At 70.7% G+C, this 17,755-nt stretch carries 17 protein-coding genes; 9 read left to right on the plus strand and 8 right to left on the minus strand.

Annotation, left to right across the window (positions count from 1 at the left end; translation table 11 throughout):
- Positions 1 to 158 precede the first annotated feature (158 nt).
- The 5 genes from LWF15_RS31425 to LWF15_RS31445 all read left to right on the plus strand — a co-directional run bounded on the left by LWF15_RS31425 (position 159) and on the right by LWF15_RS31445 (position 6,002).
- Positions 159 to 833: a TetR/AcrR family transcriptional regulator gene (locus LWF15_RS31425; protein ID WP_232814610.1), complete on the plus strand. Its 675-nt coding sequence runs from the start codon at positions 159 to 161 to the stop codon at positions 831 to 833.
- Between the two features lie 122 nt (positions 834 to 955).
- Positions 956 to 1,201 (plus strand): DUF3311 domain-containing protein, encoded by a 246-nt coding sequence (locus LWF15_RS31430; protein ID WP_269811163.1) that lies wholly within the window; start codon positions 956 to 958, stop codon positions 1,199 to 1,201.
- Between the two features lie 4 nt (positions 1,202 to 1,205).
- On the plus strand, positions 1,206 to 2,849 hold the full coding sequence (gene mctP / locus LWF15_RS31435) for a monocarboxylate uptake permease MctP (RefSeq protein WP_269811164.1): 1,644 nt from the start codon (positions 1,206 to 1,208) through the stop codon (positions 2,847 to 2,849).
- 112 nt (positions 2,850 to 2,961) lie between these two features.
- Entirely contained in the window at positions 2,962 to 4,773 is a 1,812-nt protein-coding gene (locus LWF15_RS31440) for a DEAD/DEAH box helicase (protein ID WP_232814612.1), read from the plus strand.
- Between the two features lie 32 nt (positions 4,774 to 4,805).
- The gene (locus tag LWF15_RS31445) at positions 4,806 to 6,002 is read left to right on the plus strand and encodes a hypothetical protein (protein ID WP_232814613.1); all 1,197 of its coding nucleotides are present in this window, start codon (positions 4,806 to 4,808) and stop codon (positions 6,000 to 6,002) included.
- Here the strand turns inward: LWF15_RS31445 and LWF15_RS31450 are convergent.
- Positions 5,992 to 6,798, minus strand: a complete 807-nt coding sequence (locus LWF15_RS31450; protein ID WP_232814614.1) for an NUDIX hydrolase — start codon at positions 6,796 to 6,798, stop codon at positions 5,992 to 5,994. The genes LWF15_RS31445 and LWF15_RS31450 overlap by 11 nt on opposite strands.
- An 80-nt stretch (positions 6,799 to 6,878) precedes the next feature.
- Here LWF15_RS31450 and LWF15_RS31455 point away from each other — a divergent pair, with 80 nt between their 5' ends.
- From LWF15_RS31455 to LWF15_RS31465, 3 genes are read left to right on the plus strand one after another with little or no spacing between them, the layout of a single operon-like run.
- Entirely contained in the window at positions 6,879 to 7,574 is a 696-nt protein-coding gene (locus LWF15_RS31455) for a 7-carboxy-7-deazaguanine synthase QueE (RefSeq protein ID WP_232814615.1), read from the plus strand.
- Positions 7,575 to 7,599: 25 nt separating this feature from the next.
- Positions 7,600 to 8,187, plus strand: a complete 588-nt coding sequence (locus tag LWF15_RS31460; RefSeq protein WP_232814616.1) for a suppressor of fused domain protein — start codon at positions 7,600 to 7,602, stop codon at positions 8,185 to 8,187.
- Entirely contained in the window at positions 8,184 to 9,008 is an 825-nt protein-coding gene (locus LWF15_RS31465; RefSeq protein ID WP_232814617.1) for a sulfite exporter TauE/SafE family protein, read from the plus strand. Before LWF15_RS31460 ends, LWF15_RS31465 begins: the two co-directional genes overlap by 4 nt.
- 55 nt (positions 9,009 to 9,063) lie before the next feature.
- On the opposite strand, the gene LWF15_RS31470 is transcribed toward LWF15_RS31465, so the two are convergent.
- The 5 genes from LWF15_RS31470 to LWF15_RS31490 all read right to left on the minus strand — a co-directional run bounded on the left by LWF15_RS31470 (position 9,064) and on the right by LWF15_RS31490 (position 14,248).
- Positions 9,064 to 10,134 (minus strand): ABC transporter ATP-binding protein, encoded by a 1,071-nt coding sequence (locus tag LWF15_RS31470; protein ID WP_232814618.1) that lies wholly within the window; start codon positions 10,132 to 10,134, stop codon positions 9,064 to 9,066.
- Positions 10,135 to 10,136: 2 nt separating this feature from the next.
- On the minus strand, positions 10,137 to 11,000 hold the full coding sequence (locus tag LWF15_RS31475; protein WP_232814619.1) for an ABC transporter permease: 864 nt from the start codon (positions 10,998 to 11,000) through the stop codon (positions 10,137 to 10,139).
- Positions 10,988 to 11,875, minus strand: a complete 888-nt coding sequence (locus LWF15_RS31480; protein WP_232814620.1) for an ABC transporter permease — start codon at positions 11,873 to 11,875, stop codon at positions 10,988 to 10,990. Before LWF15_RS31480 ends, LWF15_RS31475 begins: the two co-directional genes overlap by 13 nt.
- A 4-nt stretch (positions 11,876 to 11,879) precedes the next feature.
- Positions 11,880 to 12,998, minus strand: coding sequence for an ABC transporter substrate-binding protein (locus tag LWF15_RS31485; protein ID WP_269811178.1), 1,119 nt, complete (start codon positions 12,996 to 12,998; stop codon positions 11,880 to 11,882).
- A gap of 281 nt (positions 12,999 to 13,279) precedes the next feature.
- Positions 13,280 to 14,248, minus strand: a complete 969-nt coding sequence (locus LWF15_RS31490) for an aldo/keto reductase (RefSeq protein ID WP_232814622.1) — start codon at positions 14,246 to 14,248, stop codon at positions 13,280 to 13,282.
- An 80-nt stretch (positions 14,249 to 14,328) separates the two neighbouring features.
- On the opposite strand from LWF15_RS31490, the gene LWF15_RS31495 reads away from it, so the two are divergent.
- Positions 14,329 to 15,870 (plus strand): MFS transporter, encoded by a 1,542-nt coding sequence (locus tag LWF15_RS31495; protein WP_232814623.1) that lies wholly within the window; start codon positions 14,329 to 14,331, stop codon positions 15,868 to 15,870.
- Here the strand turns inward: LWF15_RS31495 and LWF15_RS31500 are convergent.
- Together LWF15_RS31500 and LWF15_RS31505 are read right to left on the minus strand one after the other, a co-directional pair.
- Positions 15,830 to 16,621, minus strand: coding sequence for an ArsR/SmtB family transcription factor (locus LWF15_RS31500; RefSeq protein ID WP_269811179.1), 792 nt, complete (start codon positions 16,619 to 16,621; stop codon positions 15,830 to 15,832). The genes LWF15_RS31495 and LWF15_RS31500 overlap by 41 nt on opposite strands.
- A gap of 82 nt (positions 16,622 to 16,703) precedes the next feature.
- Positions 16,704 to 16,949: a hypothetical protein gene (locus LWF15_RS31505; RefSeq protein ID WP_232814625.1), complete on the minus strand. Its 246-nt coding sequence runs from the start codon at positions 16,947 to 16,949 to the stop codon at positions 16,704 to 16,706.
- Positions 16,950 to 17,755: the final 806 nt, after the last annotated feature.

Here is a 17,755-nt window from a genome sequence, read left to right on the forward strand (position 1 = left end):
ACACTAATGTATCCGGCGGATCCTGCCGGTGCCCGGCGCCCTCCGCGGCCGGCGTCGCGGTACTGCCCGATCGGGCCGACTGAGAGACACTGACGGTCGCGCCGTCCGGCCCGGGGCGGCGCGAGCCGGGATGAACCAGGAAGCCGAGGAAACACTCCGTGAGCGAGCCGCAGACCCACAGTGGCCGGACCGAGCGGATCAGCCCCCGCCGGGCCGCCACCCGAGCGCGCCTGCTCGCCGCCGCGACCACGGTGATCGCCGAGCGGGGGGCCAACGGGGCCAGCGTGGAGGCGATCTGCGAGGAGGCCGGGTTCACCCGCGGCGCCTTCTACTCGAACTTCTCCACCAAGGAGGACCTGCTCTACGCCCTGATGCAGGAGAAGCACCAGTCCCTGCTGGAGGGCATCCGCAAGATCCTCGACGAGACCGAGCAGACCCCGGCCCCCGAGGGCGCGGACGTGATCGACGACCTGGTCGACAAGGTGCTCGCGGCCAACCCGGTGGACCGGCAGTCCCGGCTGATGGAGACCGAGATCGGCCTGTACATGGTGCGTAATCCGGAGCAGGCCCCGGTGCTGCAGAAGGCGATGGCCCCGTTCCACGACGAGCTGGCCCGCCTGGTGGTGGCCGGGCTGGGCCGGGCCGGCCGCCGGCTGCGGGTCGACACCGGCGACGCGCTGACCCTGCTGATCGCCGGCTACGAGACCGGCACCACGCACATGTGGTTCCCGGCCGAGCCGGGCAGCAGCGCCGCGGCGGGCGAGAAGGCCGGTCTGGACGCCTGCCGCCGTTCCTTGGCCCTGATCCTCAAGGCCGTCTCCGAACCGGCCTGAACTGCCACGAATAACATTCGGATCTCACCCACGGTCCATGGCCCGCAACTCTTGGCGGACAAACTGTGACCTGATAGACAGTCAGTCGCCCTGGCCGTCGTGTGAGTGAGGGGAGCCGGACGATGTCGTCCACGCAGCCTCCGGAGGATCCGCGTCCGGATCGTTCGACCGTGCAGCAGACCGACCGCAGCCCGTGGAACTGGGTGCTGCTGATCCCGATCGTGATCCCGCTGAGCACCCCGCTGTTCAACCACGAGACGCCGGCCCTGTTCGGCTTCCCGCTCTTCTACTGGCTGCAGCTGCTCTTCGTGCTGCTCGGGGTGGGCTGCACCGCGCTGGTCTACAACCGCACCAGGCGGAGGGGCTGAGCCGATGCCGGAGGCTTCCGACCACGTCGTCGAGATCGTCGTCTTCGTCCTGCTCTTCACCCTGGTCTCGGTGATGGGCTTCGTGGCCGCCCGCTGGCGGCGCGCCGAGTCGCTCGACCACCTCGACGAGTGGGGGCTGGGCGGGCGTAACTTCGGCGCCTGGATCACCTGGTTCCTGCTCGGCGGCGACCTGTACACCGCCTACACCTTCGTCGCGGTGCCGGCGCTGGTGTTCTCGGCCGGGGCCATCGGCTTCTACGCCGTGCCCTACACGATCCTGATCTACCCGCTGGCCTTCCTGGTGCTCACCCGGCTGTGGTCGGTGAGCTACCGGCACGGCTACGTCACCCCGGCCGACTTCGTCCGCGGCCGGTTCGGCTCCCCCACCCTGGCTCTGCTGGTCGCACTGACCGGCATCGTCGCCACCATGCCGTACATCGCGTTGCAGCTGGTCGGCATCGAGGCGGTGCTCAAGGTGATGGGGGTGCACGGGCACCTGCCGATCATCATCGCGTTCCTGATCCTGGCGCTCTACACCTACAACTCGGGCCTGCGCGCGCCGGCGCTGATCGCCTTCGTCAAGGACACGCTGATCTACATCGTGATCATCGTGGCGGTGATCGTGATCCCCTACAAGCTCGGCGGCTGGGACGCGATCTTCGGCGGCGCCGAGCAGGCGCTGGCCCAGGAGAACCCGAACACCGGCCAGCCCCGGGGCAGCCTGCTGCTGAACGCGAACAACCAGCTGCAGTACATCACCCTGGCGCTCGGCTCGGCCCTGGCCCTGTTCCTCTACCCGCACTCGCTGACCAGCGTGCTGGCCGCGAAGGACCGGGACACGATCAAGAAGAACATGTCGGCGCTGCCGGCCTACAGCTTCCTGCTCGGGCTGATCGCGCTGCTCGGCTACATGGCCCTGGCGGCCGGGATCAAGCCGGTCACCAGCGAGGGCAAGACCGACACGAACACGATCGTGCCGCTGCTGTTCGACCAGATGTTCCCGAGCTGGTTCACCGGCGTGGCCTTCGCCGCGATCGGCATCGGGGCCCTGGTCCCGGCCGCGATCATGTCGATCGCGGCGGCCAACCTGTTCACCCGCAACGTCTACAAGGAGTACCTGCGCCGGGACGCCACCCCGAAGCAGGAGGCCTCGGTCAGCAAGATCACCTCGCTGGTGGTGAAGGTCGGGGCGGTCGCGGTGATCCTCTTCCTCGACCCCCAGTTCGCCATCGACCTGCAGCTGATCGGCGGCGTGCTGATCCTGCAGACGCTGCCCGCGGTGGCGATCGGGGTGTACACGCGCTGGTTCCACCCGTGGGCGCTGAGCAGCGGGCTGGTCGCCGGGCTGGCGGTCGGGATCGGGATGCTCTACCAGATCCCGAACCCGAACAACGGCAAGGAGCACTTCGGCGGCTCGGCCTACCGGCTCTCGCTGGCCGGGTTCGACACCGAGAAGCAGATCTACGTCGGGTTCGTCGCGGTCGCGGCCAACCTCGTCGTCGCCGCCCTGCTCACCCTGGTCCTACGGCGAACGGGTGCCACGGACACCGGCGACGCGACCCGGCCCGAGGACTACACGGTCGACCGGACCCCGGACGCACCCCCGCCGGCCGCATCCGGTGAGCCCGCTTCCCTGGCGGGTGACTAGCTAGCGCAGGGTGATCGGACAAAGCCGCTGCACAACCGCGGGCCCCGGGACAAGTCGGTTCCCGGGGCCCGCGTTGTGCAGGAAGCCCTCCGGCTCCGTAGATTGGTGGGCGATGAACACCGATCCCGCCGTCCGCGACACGCCGGAAGACCACGCGGACTCCCCCGAAACCACCGCCGAGGTAGCACAGCCGGGCGAGGCCCAGCCCACGTTCGCCGACCTCGGGATCGACGAGCGGGTGCTGCGAGCCCTCAGCGACGTCGGCTACGAGATGCCGTCGCCCATCCAGGCGGCCGCCATCCCACCTCTGATGCAGGGCCGCCACCTGGTCGGCCTGGCCCAGACCGGTACCGGTAAGACGGCCGCCTTCGCGCTGCCCGTGCTCAGCCGGATCGACCTGGAGCAGCGCGCCCCGCAGGCCCTCGTGCTGGCCCCCACCCGCGAGCTCGCCCTGCAGGTGGCCGAGGCCTTCGGCCGCTACTCCCACCACATCCCCGGGCTGCACGTGCTGCCGATCTACGGCGGCCAGAGCTACGGGGTCCAGCTCAGCGGCCTCAAGCGCGGCGCGCACATCGTGGTCGGTACGCCCGGACGGGTGATCGACCACCTGGAGAAGCGCACCCTCGACCTGTCCCAGCTGAAGTACCTGGTGCTGGACGAGGCCGACGAGATGCTCCAGATGGGCTTCCAGGAGGACGTGGAGACCATCCTGGCCACCACGCCGGAGCAGAAGCAGGTGGCGCTGTTCTCGGCCACCATGCCGCCGCAGATCCGCCGGATCTCGAAGAAGTACCTCACCGACGCGGCCGAGATCACCGTGGCCAACCGCACGGTGACCTCGACCAACACCCGGCAGCGCTACATCTTCGTGGGGCACCAGCAGAAGCTGGACGCCCTCACCCGGGTCCTCGAGGTCGAGGACTTCGAGGCGATGATCATCTTCGTCCGCACCAAGCAGGCCACCGAGGAACTCGCCGAGCGCCTGCGCTCGCGCGGCTTCTCCGCCGCCGCGATCAACGGCGACCTGGCCCAGCAGCAGCGCGAGCGCACGATCGGCCAGCTCAAGTCCGGCCAGCTCGACATCCTGGTGGCCACCGACGTGGCCGCCCGCGGTCTCGACGTCGAGCGGATCACCCACGTGGTCAACTACGACATCCCGCACGACAGCGAGTCGTACGTGCACCGGATCGGCCGCACCGGCCGGGCCGGGCGTTCGGGCGAGGCGCTGCTGTTCGTCACCCCGCGGGAGAAGCGGCTGCTCGGCTCGATCGAGCGGGCCACCCGCTCGACGATCGAGGAGATGCCGCTGCCCTCGGTCGACGACGTGAACTCGACCCGGGTCACCAAGTTCACCGACTCGATCAAGGCCAACCTGGACAGCCCCGAGGCGGCGGTCTTCCGGGGGCTGATCGAGGAGTACATCGCCGAGCACGACGTGCCCGCCGCCGCGGTGGCGGCCGCCCTGGCGGTGATCGCCCAGGACGGCAAGTCGTTCCTGCTGCCCCCCGACCCGCCGCCGTCGGCCCGTCGGCCGGCTCGTGAGCCCAACGGGGTCCGCGACCGCAACGGCCGTCCGGCTCCCCGCGTGGCCGGGCCCCGGCGTCCCCGCGGAGACGTCCCCCTGGCCACGTACCGGATCTCCGTCGGCCGCCGCCACCGGGTGCAGCCCGGCGCCATCGTCGGGGCCATCGCCAACGAGGGTGGCCTGGGCCGGGGCGACTTCGGGCACATCGACATCCAGGCCGACCACACCCTGGTCGAACTGCCCGCCAACCTCTCGCGGGAGACCGTCGAGGCGCTCACCCAGACCCGGATCTCGGGCAAGCTGATCCAGCTGACCAAGACCGACGGCCCGCCGCCGCAGCGCGCCCGCAGCGGGTTCGGCGAGCGCAAGCAGTTCCGCAAGTCCTACCCCGGTAAGTAAAGACGGGTGAGCCGGTCGCCGAACCTCACCAGGTGGCGACCGGCACCGTCCCCCCGCTGACCCCGCTGTTCAAGGTCGGCCGGCACCTCGACGGCCTGGCCCCGGCGCTGCACCTGGCCGTGCGCCTGCGCTGGCTGCTGTGCGTGATCGGCGCCGTGCAGGGCGCCGCCCCGATCGCGAACGGCGGCCTGATGCCGGCCGACTTCATCCGCTTCGCCCGCGCCGGGAAGCAGATCCTGCTGGGCCGGTTCTCCGGGATCTACGCCGACCCCTGGATGCAGGCCGGTCCGCTGGAGCTGCTCGGCAGTTGGGCGCTGTTCCCGTTCGACCACCAGCACCAGGCCGCCTACGTACGGGAAGGGCTGGAGGGGCAGCTCTGGCTGCGCGCCACGCTCGGGGCCGCTCTGGTCGCCGGAGCCCTTCTCCTGGTCCGCCATCTGCGCCGCGTTCACGGCCGATCTGCTTCTCCGGCAATGGAACTGGCCGCCGGAGTCGCCGCGGTCCTCACCGCCGTCCCCTACGTGTTCCTTCTGGGCGGCCACCTGGCCCAGTTCGGCGTGGCGCTGATGTGGGTGCTCGGAGCCTCCTTGGCGGTGCGGGGCCGAACCGTCGCGGCAGGGGTCGTGATCGGCCTCTCGGCAGGCTGGGAGCCGTGGGGGGTGCTGGCGGCCGGGCTGCTGCTCACCGAACGCCGCCCGGTCCGGCTGGTCGTGGGCTGCGCCGCCTTCGCGGTCGCGGCCGTAGCCTGCTACCTGCCGTTCGTGGCCGCCGGCCGGTTCGAGATGTTCGAGCTCGAGTGGGCCGTCCTGCCGGGCACCCTGGTCAGCTCGCTGAACCCCGGCCTCGACCATTTCTCCTGGCCGCTGCGGCTGTTGCAGGGTCTGGCCGCCGGTGCGGCCGGCGCGGGCGCGGCACTGGCCCTGGGCCGGCGCCCGGACCTGATCTGGGCCGGACCGCTCGCGGTACTGCTGGCCCGGCTGCTGTTCGACCCCCTGATGCTGTCCTACTACTGGTACCCGTTCCTGATCGCCGTGGTGATCGGGATCGGGCTGCTGCATTCCCGGTGTTCGGTGCCCCGAAGCGTCCTCGTGCTTGCCCTCACCGCCGTGCCGATCGTCCGTTATCGGTTCCTCGCGGGCCACGACATCACGTTGCTGGTGATCGCGGCCGCTCTCCTGATCGCCCTGGCCGTGCTCCTGCGCCGGGAAGAAGCCGTGGTCAGTCCCTGAAGAACGCCACCCGGTCACCGACGATCTCGAAGCGCGGAGTCACCGTCTCGATCTCGCGTTCGGCGACCAGGGCCTGCAGCGCCTCGGCCACCGTGCCGTGGCGAGCCAGTTCGGTGAGTGCCGCGCGGGTGGGCGGCATCAGAGTCAGGCCGGCGTCCAGAGCCTGCGCCGGACTCAGCCAGACCCGCCGATCGGCCTCGGTGCCCGCCTCCCGCGGCTCCTGCCCCTCGGGCAACGCGGCCACGAAGAACCAGGTGTCGTAGCGGCGCTGTTCCGGCTCGGGGGTGATCCAGTGCTGCAACGGAGCCAGCCGGTCGGCCCGCAGGGCCAGGTGGTGACGGGCGAGCAGGCCGGACAGGGAGATCCGGCCGGCCTCCAGATCGGCCCGCTCGGTCTCGGTCAACGAGGCGGTGGTCGCCTCGGAATTCATGGACGACGCCAGCAGGACTCCCGCTTCCTCGAAGGTCTCGCGCACCGCCGCGCGCACCAGCGAGGCCGCGGTGACCTCGTCCGTCCCGAACCAGCCGGCCCACACCGAAGGCGCCGGGCCCACCCAGCCCGTGACCGACGTCTCCAGTTCGACCGAGGAGTCCGAAGCGTCCACCGAACCGCCCGGAAACACGTACATCCCCGCCGCGAAGGCCATCCGGGGTTGCCTGCGCAGCAGGTAAACCTGCAGGCCGTCGGGGGTGTCCCGGATCAGCGCGACGGTGGCCGCGGCCCGGGGCAGGACCGGTTCGAGCTCACCGGCCAGCAGCAGCCGGGCGCGGTGCAGCAACTGAGCATCGACGTCCACCCCTGCATGGTGGCACGATGAACGGTCGCGGAGGTGACTGGATATGAGCAGTTCGTGACGGCCCCGGCTGAGCCGCCGGGATGACCGGCGACCTGACGCTCTCCGTGGCCGGGGTGATGGGCCCGGTGATCCACGGTCAGGGGTCCGCCTCCGGTCGCCGCACCTCGGTGATCCAGCTCGGCGGCTGCAACCTGGCCTGCTCCTGGTGCGACTCGGCCTACACCTGGGACGCGGCGCGCTACGACCTGAGCCGCGAGCTGGCGATGTGGACCATCTCGGAGATCACCGAGGAGGCGCTGGCCTGCCGGCCGAGCACCATCGTGATCTCCGGCGGTGAACCGCTGATGCAGCAGACCAGCCCGGCCTGGCCCTACCTGCTGGCGGCGCTGTCCGGCAACGAGATCGGGCTGGAGACCAACGGCACCATCGCCCCGACCGAGCAGACCCTGCGCGGGGTCAGCTGGGTCACCGTCTCACCCAAGCTGGCCCACTCCGGCGATCCGGCGTGGGCCCGGCTAAACGGCGACATCCTGGTGCTGTGGGGCCGGCTGGCCCGGCGCCTGGATGTCGACTTCTCCTTCGTGGTGCGCGAGGTGGAGGACATCGCCACGGTGTCGAGCCTGGTCAGGGCGCACGGCCTGCCCCGCGACCGGGTGTGGATCAGCCCCGAGGGCACCCGGCCGGGCCCGGTCGTGGCCCGGCTGCAGGCGATCACCGGCCCGGCCCTCGACGCCGGCTTCAACGTCTCTCCGCGGCTGAACGCCCTGATGCCCTGAGCGGCGCTCGTGATGGAATGCCCCGGTGCCCGCCGTCTCGCAGCTCGTCCGTTCCCACCTGGCGGCCACCTTCCCCGGTCCGGTGGCCACCGCCTCGATCACCTTCCTGGGCACCCAGCCGCTCGAGGTCGACCGCTTCGGCCCCGATCCGTCCGGCCTGGTCCGCTACGCCACCGTCGGGGTCAGCCACGCCCCGATGCACCCGCCCACCGCCGCGGTGATCGACCCGGTGCGCGGGCCGCGCGCCGAACTGGTCCTGAGCCTCAGCGCCGCCCGCGACGAAGTGCTGCGCACCCTCGCCGTGCTCGCCGCCACCCCACAGGTCGAGGGCCTGGTCCTGGCGGCCGGCGCCACCCTTGACCTGCAGCAACCGCTCTGGCCAGGAGCCCGGACCACTGCAGTGATGCTTGGGGACGCCGGTGGGCTCGTTCCCGATCTCGACCTGCGTCAGGTGGGTGAGGGCGTAGAACCGGTCCGGTTCTTCCCCGTGCTCCCGATGACCCCGGACGAGGCCGCGCTGGCCCGCGCCCGCGGCACCGGGCACCTGCGGGAGCTGTGGCTGCAGGCGGGCACCGACCTGCGCGACCCGGCCCGGGTCTCGGTGCTGCGATGAGCGTGAGCACCTGGTTCCTGCTGGTCCTGGCCGGCGTCGGCGGTGGGCTCACCGGCAGTATCGCCGGGCTGGCCTCGCTGGTCAGTTATCCGGCCCTGCTGGCCGCCGGGCTGCCCGCGACCACCGCCAACGTCACCAACACGGTGGCCCTGGTGTTCTCCGGCGTGGGCACCGCCCTGGGGTCCCGGCCGGAGCTGCGCGGGCAAGGCCGGTTGGTGCGGCAACTGCTCTACTCGGCCGTGCCCGGCGGGATCGTCGGCAGCATCCTGCTGCTGCTCACCCCGTCGGAACTGCTCGAGCGGGTGGTGCCGATCCTGATCGCCGCGGCCGCCCTGGGCGTGCTGATCCGCACCACACCGGCCGCTTCGGCCACCTCGGCCGATTCGGCCCTCGGGGACATCCCGGCCGACGAGATCCCGCACACGGCTGCCGACGTCAGCCCGAACCCACCGAAGGTCGACCCGTCACGGGCCTTCCGGATCGGCACCTTCTTCGTCGGCATCTACGCAGGCTATTTCGGAGCGGCGGCCGGAGTGATGCTGCTGGCCCTGGTCCTCGGCTTCACCGGCCTCAGCCTGGCTCGCTCCAGTGCCGTGCGCACCATGGTGCTCACCGCCGCGAACGTCGTCGCCGCAGTCTATTTCGCGCTCTTCGGCCCGGTCGACTGGGCGCACTGCCTACCGCTGGCGATCGGCTGCCTGATCGGCGGGCGGATCGGCCCGATGGTCATCCGTCACGCCCCCGCCGGACCTCTGCGCATCCTGATCGCGCTGGCCGGACTGGGGCTCGCGGTCAAACTCGGCCTGGACGCCTTCCTCTGAACCCGCAAACCGAAAACGGCGCTGGGTGGTGACCCAGCGCCGTCCTCAGTTTGAATCAGCCCTTGACCACCAGGATCGGGTCGGAGCGGAAGGAGACCCGGGCGGTGTCGCCCGGTGTGAACCCGACGGCCTGCGAGGTGGGCAGCTGGGCCAGCACCTTGCCGTGCTCCCCCAGGTCCACCGTGATCCGGGTGACCGCGCCCAGGAACGACACCGCCACCACCGGCCCGACCAGCGGGTCACCGGCCGCAGAGTCGGTGGTCGGGGCCAGCTCCACGGCCTCCGGCCGCACCAGCGCGAAGCCACTGCCCTCGGCCGACGCCGTGACGACCGGCAGACGAGCCCCGAGAACGTCTGCGATACCGCCGCTCACGGTGGCCGGGAGGCGGTTCGACAGACCGACGAACTCGGCCACGAACGGCGTGGCCGGGCTGGCGTAGATCTCCGTCGGCGCCCCCAGCTGCTCCAGCCGGCCGGCGTTCATCACTCCGACCCGGTCGGCGACGGCGAGCGCCTCCTCCTGGTCGTGGGTGACGAACAGGGTGGTGATGCCGACCTCCAGCTGCACCCGCCGGATCTCGTCGCGCAGGCTGGCCCGGACCTTGGCGTCCAGGGCCGAGAGCGGCTCGTCGAGCAGCAGCACGGTGGGCCGGATGGCCAGCGCCCGGGCCAGCGCCACCCGCTGCTGCTGACCGCCGGACATCTGGTGGGCGTAGCGGTCGGCCTGGGCGGAGAGCCCCACCAGCTCGAGCATCTCGCCCGCCCGCCGGTTGCGCTCGGCCTCGCCGACCTTGCGCAGCCGCATCCCGAAGGCCACGTTCTGGCGGGCGGTCATGTGCGGGAACAGCGAGTAGGCCTGGAACACCATGCCCATGTCGCGCTTGTTGGTGGGCAGCCCGGTGACGTCTTTACCGCCCACCACCACCCGTCCCTCGTCGGCGTCCTCCAGGCCGGCCAGCAGCCGCAGCGCGGTGGTCTTGCCGCACCCGGAAGGGCCGAGCAGGGCGATGAACTCGCCCGGCTCCATGGTCAGGTCGAGGCCGTCCAGGGCGGTCACCGAGCCGTACTGACGACGCAGGCCCTCCAGCCGCACCTCGACCCCGGCTCGGGTGAGGGTTTCGGTCACGTCTACTTCTCCTCAGCGGTTGAGCGGCGGCGGCCGACGAAGGACAGCGCGAACAGCAGGACGAACACGAACGCCAGGGCCGCCGCGGACAGCGCGACCGCCACCCCGACACTGGCCTGGGCCTGCAGGTTGATCGCCACCTGCAGGTTGTCGTAGTTGAGCAGCGAGGCCACGGTGAACTCACCGAGCACCAGGGCGACCGCCAGCAGCGAGGCGTTGAGCACCGCGGAGGTGATGTTCGGCAGGATCACCCGCACCATCACGGTGAACCAGCCGGCGCCCAGACTGCGGGCGGCCTCGCTCAGCGTGCGCACGTCGATCGCCTGCAGTCCGGCGTCGAGCGAACGGTACATGTACGGCATCACCAGCACGACGTAGACGAAAACCAGCACCAGGGGCGAGGAGTCGTAGGCGTCAGGGGTGAAGTACGCGATCCACAGGTAGATCGGGCCGAGCCCCACCACCAGCACCAGCGCCGGGATGGTCAGCGGCAGCAGGCACAGGAACTCCACCACGCGCTGCAGTTTCGGCAGTCGCAGCCGCACCCAGACCATGGTCGGCACCAGCAGGGCCAGTGCCACCACCGAGGTCAGCAGGGCCAGCAGCAGCGAGTCCCGCAGTGCGGTCAGCAGTTCCGGGTTGTCACCGATCGCCCGCCAGGCCTCGAGCGTGCGCTCGCCGTACAGGTCGGTGGCCCGGGTGCTGAACTCCACCAGGGCCAGCAGCGGCACCGCGAAGAAGAGCGCGAACGGCACCATCAGCAGGGCCCGGGTGACCCGGGCGCGCTTGGCCGAACGGGCGCGCAGGCCCGGCCCCCGTTCGGTCGGCTTCTCGGTCTCGGGCACCAGGGCCGTTACTGCAGCCATCGTGAGGACCTCCGCTGCATCCAGGAGTAGAGCGCCATCGCCACGGCCACCACGATCACCATGCCGAGCGCCAGGGCCTTGGCCACGTTCTCCTGGCCGAGCACGGTCTCACTGGTCATCGCCGCGCGGATCTGCAGCGGGATGATGATCCCGCCCTGGCTGATCAGTGCGGCCGCGGTGGCGTAGGCGGCGAACGCGTTGGCGAACAGCAGCAGGAAGGCCCCCAGGAACGGCGGGGTCAGCAGGGGTCCGGCGACATGCCGCCAGTACACCCAGGTTCCGCCGCCCAGGCTCTCGGTGGCCTCGCGCCACTGCGGCTTGATCCCGTCCAGGGCGGGCAGGAAGACCAGCACCATCAGCGGGATCTGGAAGTACAGGTAGACCACCACCAGACCGCTGAGCTCGTACAGCCAGCCGCCGGAGACGTCCAGGCCGGCGTCGCGCAGCAGCACGGTCAGCAGGCCCTGGTTGCCCACGCTCACGATGAACGCGATCGCCAGGGTCACCCCGCCGAACTGGGCCAGCACCCCGGCCACCGCGGTGACCGTGCGCCGCACCAGGCCGTCGGCCGGGCCGGTGGCCACGAGATAGGCCAGCACCGCGCCGAAGACGGCACCGATCGCGGCGGTGGTGAAGGAGAGCTGGATGCTGCGCCAGAAGGCGGTCAGCACGTAGCTCTCGCCGAGCGCCTGGACGTTCGCCAGGGTGGGCCGGCCGTCCTCGGTACCGAACGCCTGGATCACCACCAGGGCGGTCGGCAGCAGCAGGAAGAGCCCGACGTAGGCGAAGAACGGCACCACGCCGAGCCAGCTGAGAGAGAACCGCCGGCCAGTCCGGGTGGACTGGCCGGCGGGTGGGACCTCGAGTGACGTCACGACGTCAGCCGATCGCCTTGGCCCAGGTCTCGGTCAGGGTCTTGGTGGCGGCCTCGGTCTGCTCCGTGGTCAGGAACACCGGCTCGCCCTCGACCGCGGGCAGGGCCTCGGCCAGCGCGCTGTCGATGGTGCCGGCCTCGGTCATCGCCTCCATGCGGACCGGGCGGGCACCGCCCTTGAGCCACAGGTTCTGGCCCTCGTCCGAGAACAGGAACTCCTGCCACAGCCGCGCGGCGGCCGGGTGCGGGGCGTCCTTGTTGATCGCCTGGTTGTAGTAGCTGCCCAGCACCGCGCCCTCGGGGACGACGACCTTCCAGTTCGGGTTCTCCGAGACCTGGGCGGCGTTCAGGTAGTCCCAGTCGAAGACGACCGGGGTCTCGCCGCTCTTGATCGTGGCCGGGGAGGCCTGCACCGGGACGAAGTTGCCGGCCTTCTTCAGCTCACCGAAGAAGTCGACGCCCTTGCTCACGTCGTCGGCCGAGCCGCCGTTGCCGAGCGCAGCCATCGCGACCCCGCTGAACGCGGCCCCAGCCTGCGTCGGGTCACCGTTCAGGGCGACGCTGTTCTTGAACTTCGGGTCGAGCAGGTCGTCCAGCGAGGCGATCGAGTCGAACTTGCTGGAGTCGTACCCGATCGACATGTAGCCGCCGTAGTCGTTGACCCACAGGCCGTTCGGGTCCTTCTGGGCGGCCGGGATCTCGTCGAACGTGGCCACCTTGTAGGGGGCGTAGAGGTCGGTGTTGGCCAGGGTGACCGCACCGCCCATGTCCAGCACGTCCGGGGCCGAACTGCGGCCCTTCTCGGTCTTGACCGCGTTGATCTCGTCCTGGCTGGCCGCGTCGGGCTTGTCCGAGACCACCTCGATGCCGTACTTCTCGGTGAACGCGGCCTTGATCTCGCCGTAGTTCGCCCAGTTGTCGGGCAGGGCGATGGTGTTGACCTTGCCCTCCTTCTTGGCCGCCTCGACCAGGGCCTCCAGGCCACCGAACTCCTCGGCGGAGGTGGCGGCGGCCGCGGAGACGCCCCCCTCGCCGCTCGCGCTGCTGTCGTCGTCACTCGGCGGCGCGCAGGCGGCGAGGGCGACGAGCGCGCCCATCGCCACAGTCGCGCCGAATCCGCGCATGACCTTCTTCACGTGTTTCGAGCCTCCTCAGGCACCTGTACCCCCGCGTAGTTGAACGCTGAACACAGTGACATGGACACGGGCGGCCTCACCGGGGGCACGGAGCGGCCAAGGGCTGACCGAATGGTTAACGACCGCGGAATGTCCCGTCATGATCCGGACAACCGGCACAACGCGGCGAGACCCTTTCGTGACTAACGGCGACTTCGCCGTCAGATCGCCCCTAAGTCATCACCCACCGTAGGGGAGCATGATCAGCCACAACAAGACATCGTGGGGTATCAGTGACCGGCCACCGGATGAGGGGTGTACGGCGCCTCCAGCCGGGCCACCTCCTCGTCGCTCAGCTCCAGGCTCAGCGCCTCGACCGCGTCGGTCAGGTGCTGCGGCTTCGTCGCCCCGATGATCGGTGCGGTGACCACCGGGTTGCGGGCCACCCAGGCCAGGGCCACCTGAGCTCGGGGCACTCCCCGGGCGGCGGCCACCTCGGCCACCGCCTCGGCGATCCGGCGGTCACCCTCCTGGTAGAGCGCCTGCAGCACCTCGTCGGTCTGCTGCCGGTTGCTGCCGGAGTCCCAGTCGCGGGTGAGCCGGCCCCGGGCCATCGGGCTCCACGGGATCACCCCGACCCCCTGATCGGCGCAGAACGGCAGCATCTCCCGCTCCTCCTCGCGGTAGAGCAGGTTGTAGTGCGGCTGCATGCTCACGAACTTCGTCCACCCGTTGAGCTCCGCGGTGAACTGGGCCTTGGCGAACTGCCAGGCGTACATCGAGGAAGCGCCGATGTAGCGGGCCTTTCCGGCCTTCACCACGTCGTGCAGGGCCTCCATCGTCTCCTCGACCGGGGTCGCCGGGTCCCAGCGGTGGATCTGGTAGAGGTCGACGTAGTCGGTGCCCAGTCGGCGCAGGCTGGCGTCGATCCCGGTCATGATCGCCTTGCGGGACAGGCCACTTCCGTTCGGGCCGGGCCGCATCCGGTGAAAGACCTTGGTGGCCAGCACGATCTCGTCGCGGCGGGCGAAGTCGGTCAGCGCCTTGCCGACGATCTCCTCGCTGGTTCCGTCGGAGTACATGTCGGCGGTGTCGAAGAAGTTGATGCCGGCCTCGACCGCGGCCTTGATGAACGGCCGGCTGGTCTCCTCGTCGAGTGTCCAGGGGTGGTGGCCGCGTTCCGGGACGCCGTAGCTCATGCACCCCAGGCAGATCGGGGAGACATCGAGACCGGTGCGTCCGAGCTTCACGTAGTCCATGCGGGTCAGCGTAGGTGAGCAGCTCCCGGACACCCAGACTTCGCTCGACTTGGGTTAAGGGTTCGGGCAGTCTCGGTTACATGATTGAGGACGGGTCGAACGGCGCCGGGGCAGAGGCGTCCGGTTCGGTTTCGGGAGACGACGCGAAACTGCGGTTGGCCACCCCGGCCGGTCGCTGGGTGCTGACCGCGGCGGTGCTGGGCAGCGCGGTGGTGAGCCTGGACGCCACGGTGGTGAACGTGGCCCTGCCCACGATCGGCCAGGACCTGGACGCCGACGTGGCCGGGCTGCAGTGGACGGTGAACGGCTACGCCCTCACCCTGGCGGCGCTGATCCTGCTCGGCGGCTCGCTCGGCGACCGGTTCGGCCGCCGCCGGGTCTTCGTTCTCGGGGTGGCCTGGTTCGGGGTCGCCTCACTGTTGTGCGGGGTGGCTCCGAACCTGGAGACGCTCGTGCTCGCCAGAGCCCTCCAGGGCGTGGGTGGCGCTCTGCTCACCCCGGGCAGCCTGGCGATGATCTCGGCGTCGTTCTGCCGGGAGGACCGGGCCCGGGCGATCGGCGCCTGGTCCGGTCTGGGTGGCGTGGCCTCGGCGGTCGGGCCACTGCTGGGCGGGGCGCTGCTCGAGCAGTCCTGGCGCTGGATCTTCCTGATCAACCTGCCACTCACGGTTTTCGTGATCTACCTGGCCGTGCGGCACGTGCCGGAGACCCTGGACGCGAGCGCACCGCGCCGGCTGGACGTGCTGGGTTCGGTCACCGGGGCGATCGGGCTCGGCGGCGTGACCTACGCCCTGATCGCGGCCCCTTCCGGCAACCAACCGGTGGTCTGGATCGCCGGCCTGGCCGGCGTCCTCGGTTTCGTGCTCTTCATCCGGACCGAACGCCGCAGCCCGCACCCCCTGGTCCCCCTCGACGTGTTCGCCAACCGGCAGTTCACCGCCGCGAACCTGGTCACGCTCGCGCTCTACGCCGCCATCTCCGGAGTGTTCTTCCTGCTGGCGGTGGTGCTGCAGGTGGTCACCGGGCTGAGTCCGTTGCAGGCCGGGGCCGCCATGCTGCCGGTGACCCTGCTGATGCTCACCCTCTCGTCCCGCACCGGTGCCCTGGCGGCTCGCATCGGCCCCCGCCGTCCGATGACCGTGGGCCCGGTAATCATGGCTGGCGGCCTGCTCCTGATGCTCCGGATCGAGCCCGCAGCGGGCTATTTCACCCACGCCCTACCCGGCATCCTGGTGTTCGGGCTGGGCCTGACCCTGACCGTGGCCCCACTCACCGCAGCCGTGCTGGCCGCGGCCGAAGACCGGCATGCCGGGGTGGCTTCCGGCGTCAACAACGCCGTGGCCCGCACCGCCGGCCTGCTCTCGGTGGCCGTACTGCCCCTGCTGATGGGCCTGTCGGGCGACGACTTCAACCGCGCCGGCCCCTTGGCCGACGGCTTCCACATCGCGGTGATCAGCTGCGCGGTCCTGATGGCGGTCAGTGCTCTGATCGCCTGGCTGGGCGTGAGCGACGAGGTGACGAAACCGGTTCCGGCGCGCACGGAACCGGCCTACCACTGCGCGGTCGACCAGCCTCCGGCGGCTACTGCTCCAGCGGAGAGCCGGTCTCCAGCAGGCTCTTGAGACTGGCCAGGGTCTGCGGCCACCCCTGCTCGACCATCTCGACGATGCTGCTGCCCGGCCGGCCGGTGTGCAGCAGACTCAGCTTGGTCACCCCGCCCTCCTGCGGCTCGAGCGTGAAGGTGGCCGTGGTGCGGGGTTCGCGCACCAGCCGGTCGCGGGTCTCCTCGTCGATGCCGACCTTGGCGGCGAACTCCGGGGTGATCGCGTGCCAGGTGAAGGAGAGCCGGGTGTAGGGCTCGGCCTCGAGGACCACCTGCTCGGGATCGGCCATCTCGATCCCCTGGAAGCTCCAGACGATCGGGCTGCCCTTGCGCCAGTCGGTGCGGAACTCCACCCCCCAGTACTGTTTCGTGAACTCCGGCTCGGTGATCGCCCGCCAGACCCGCTCCGGACTGGAGCGGATGAACGTGACGTAGACGAAATCGCTGCTTTCTGGCATGTTCCCGTCCTCCAAGGCCTGTTTGAGACCGGCCAGGGCCTGAGCCCGGCCCCGGTCGTACTTGGACATCCAGCGGTCGGCGATGGCGTTGACCGGCTCGGCGTTCAGGTAGTGCAGCACCTCGCGCCCCCGGCGCGCCGTGGTGACCACGTTGGCCCCCACCAGCACGGCCAGATGCTTACTGACCGACTGTCGCGCCATGCCCAGCCCGGCGCACAGCTCTTTGAGACTCTGCCCGTTCCGCTCCGCCAGCCGGTCGAGCAGGGCCCGCCGGGTGGGATCGGCCAGCGCCCGGAACACCTCGTCGTCCATCACTTCCTCCACCACCCGGCAGCCTAGGCGCCTGCCCCAGAATAGGCAACCATCCGGCTGCCTATGGCTGGTCGGCAGCGAATTAGGACGGGCAGGTGGGCACGGGAATCGGCCCGGTCGTCGCCGCGGCCGGGGTCTCAGGCGCCCCGCCCTTGGTGGCCGGCGCCTTGGCCGCCGGCTTCTCACCGACTTCGGCTTCGGCCTGCGCTCCCTCTGCGCAGCAGCCCAGAACCTCCCCCGGCGCCGCCTTGCTCTCGGCGGCCTTACCGCGAACCGCCTTACCCTCGGCCGCCCGGCCCACCGGAGCCTTTCCGTCAGCCTCTTCCACCAATGCTTCGGACGTGCCGTCCTCCCCTGCCGCCGACGGGCAGGGGGTCAACGTGGAAGTGCCGCCCGGACGACCAGAACCACCAATGGACGAGGTCTGCTCACCAGCCGCGGTCGGCTTGGGTCGGCTCGTCGGCCGGGCGGCGGGCCGGGTGGTGGGCCCGGTGGTGGGCTCGGCGTCGCCTTGCCCGTGCTCACCGGATGACTCGTGGCCGGTGCTCGCTCCCGAGGAAGCTCCGGGTGGAACACTCCCGGTCGCGTTGCCCGAGGTCCCGCTCCTGGCTGCACTGGACGAACCCGGGCCGCCGCTGGACGTCCCACTCCCGGTGGCGCTCGGCGAACCAGTAACCCCGCCCGTCCCCGCGCTGACAGTGGCGCTCGACGGCCTACCTTCAGCCCCGCCCGATGCTCCACTCCCCGTGGCGCTCGGCGAACCGCTCCCCCCGCCCGTCCCCGTGCTGGCCGTGGCGCTCGGCGACTCACCCTCACTGCTGCCCGATGTCCCACTCCCGGTGGCGCTCGGTGAACCAGCAACCCTACCCGTGCCTGCGCCGCCCGTCTGCTTACCTTCACCGCCATCCGACGTCCCACTCCTGGTGGCACTGGGCGAACCGCTACTTCCACCCGTCCCCACGCTGGCCGTGGCGCTCGGCGACTTACCCTTGCTGCCCGATGTCCCACTCCTGGTGGCGCTGGGCGAGTCCGTGCCGCCCGCCCCACCGCTGGTCGACGTCGTGCTGGCCGGCCCACTGCCCGTCGCGGTGGGCTTCTCGCTGGCCGAGCTCGTCTCGGATCGGCTGGGCTGAG

Source organism: Kineosporia rhizophila, from assembly GCF_021277265.1.
In the GTDB taxonomy this organism is placed as follows: domain Bacteria; phylum Actinomycetota; class Actinomycetes; order Actinomycetales; family Kineosporiaceae; genus Kineosporia; species Kineosporia rhizophila.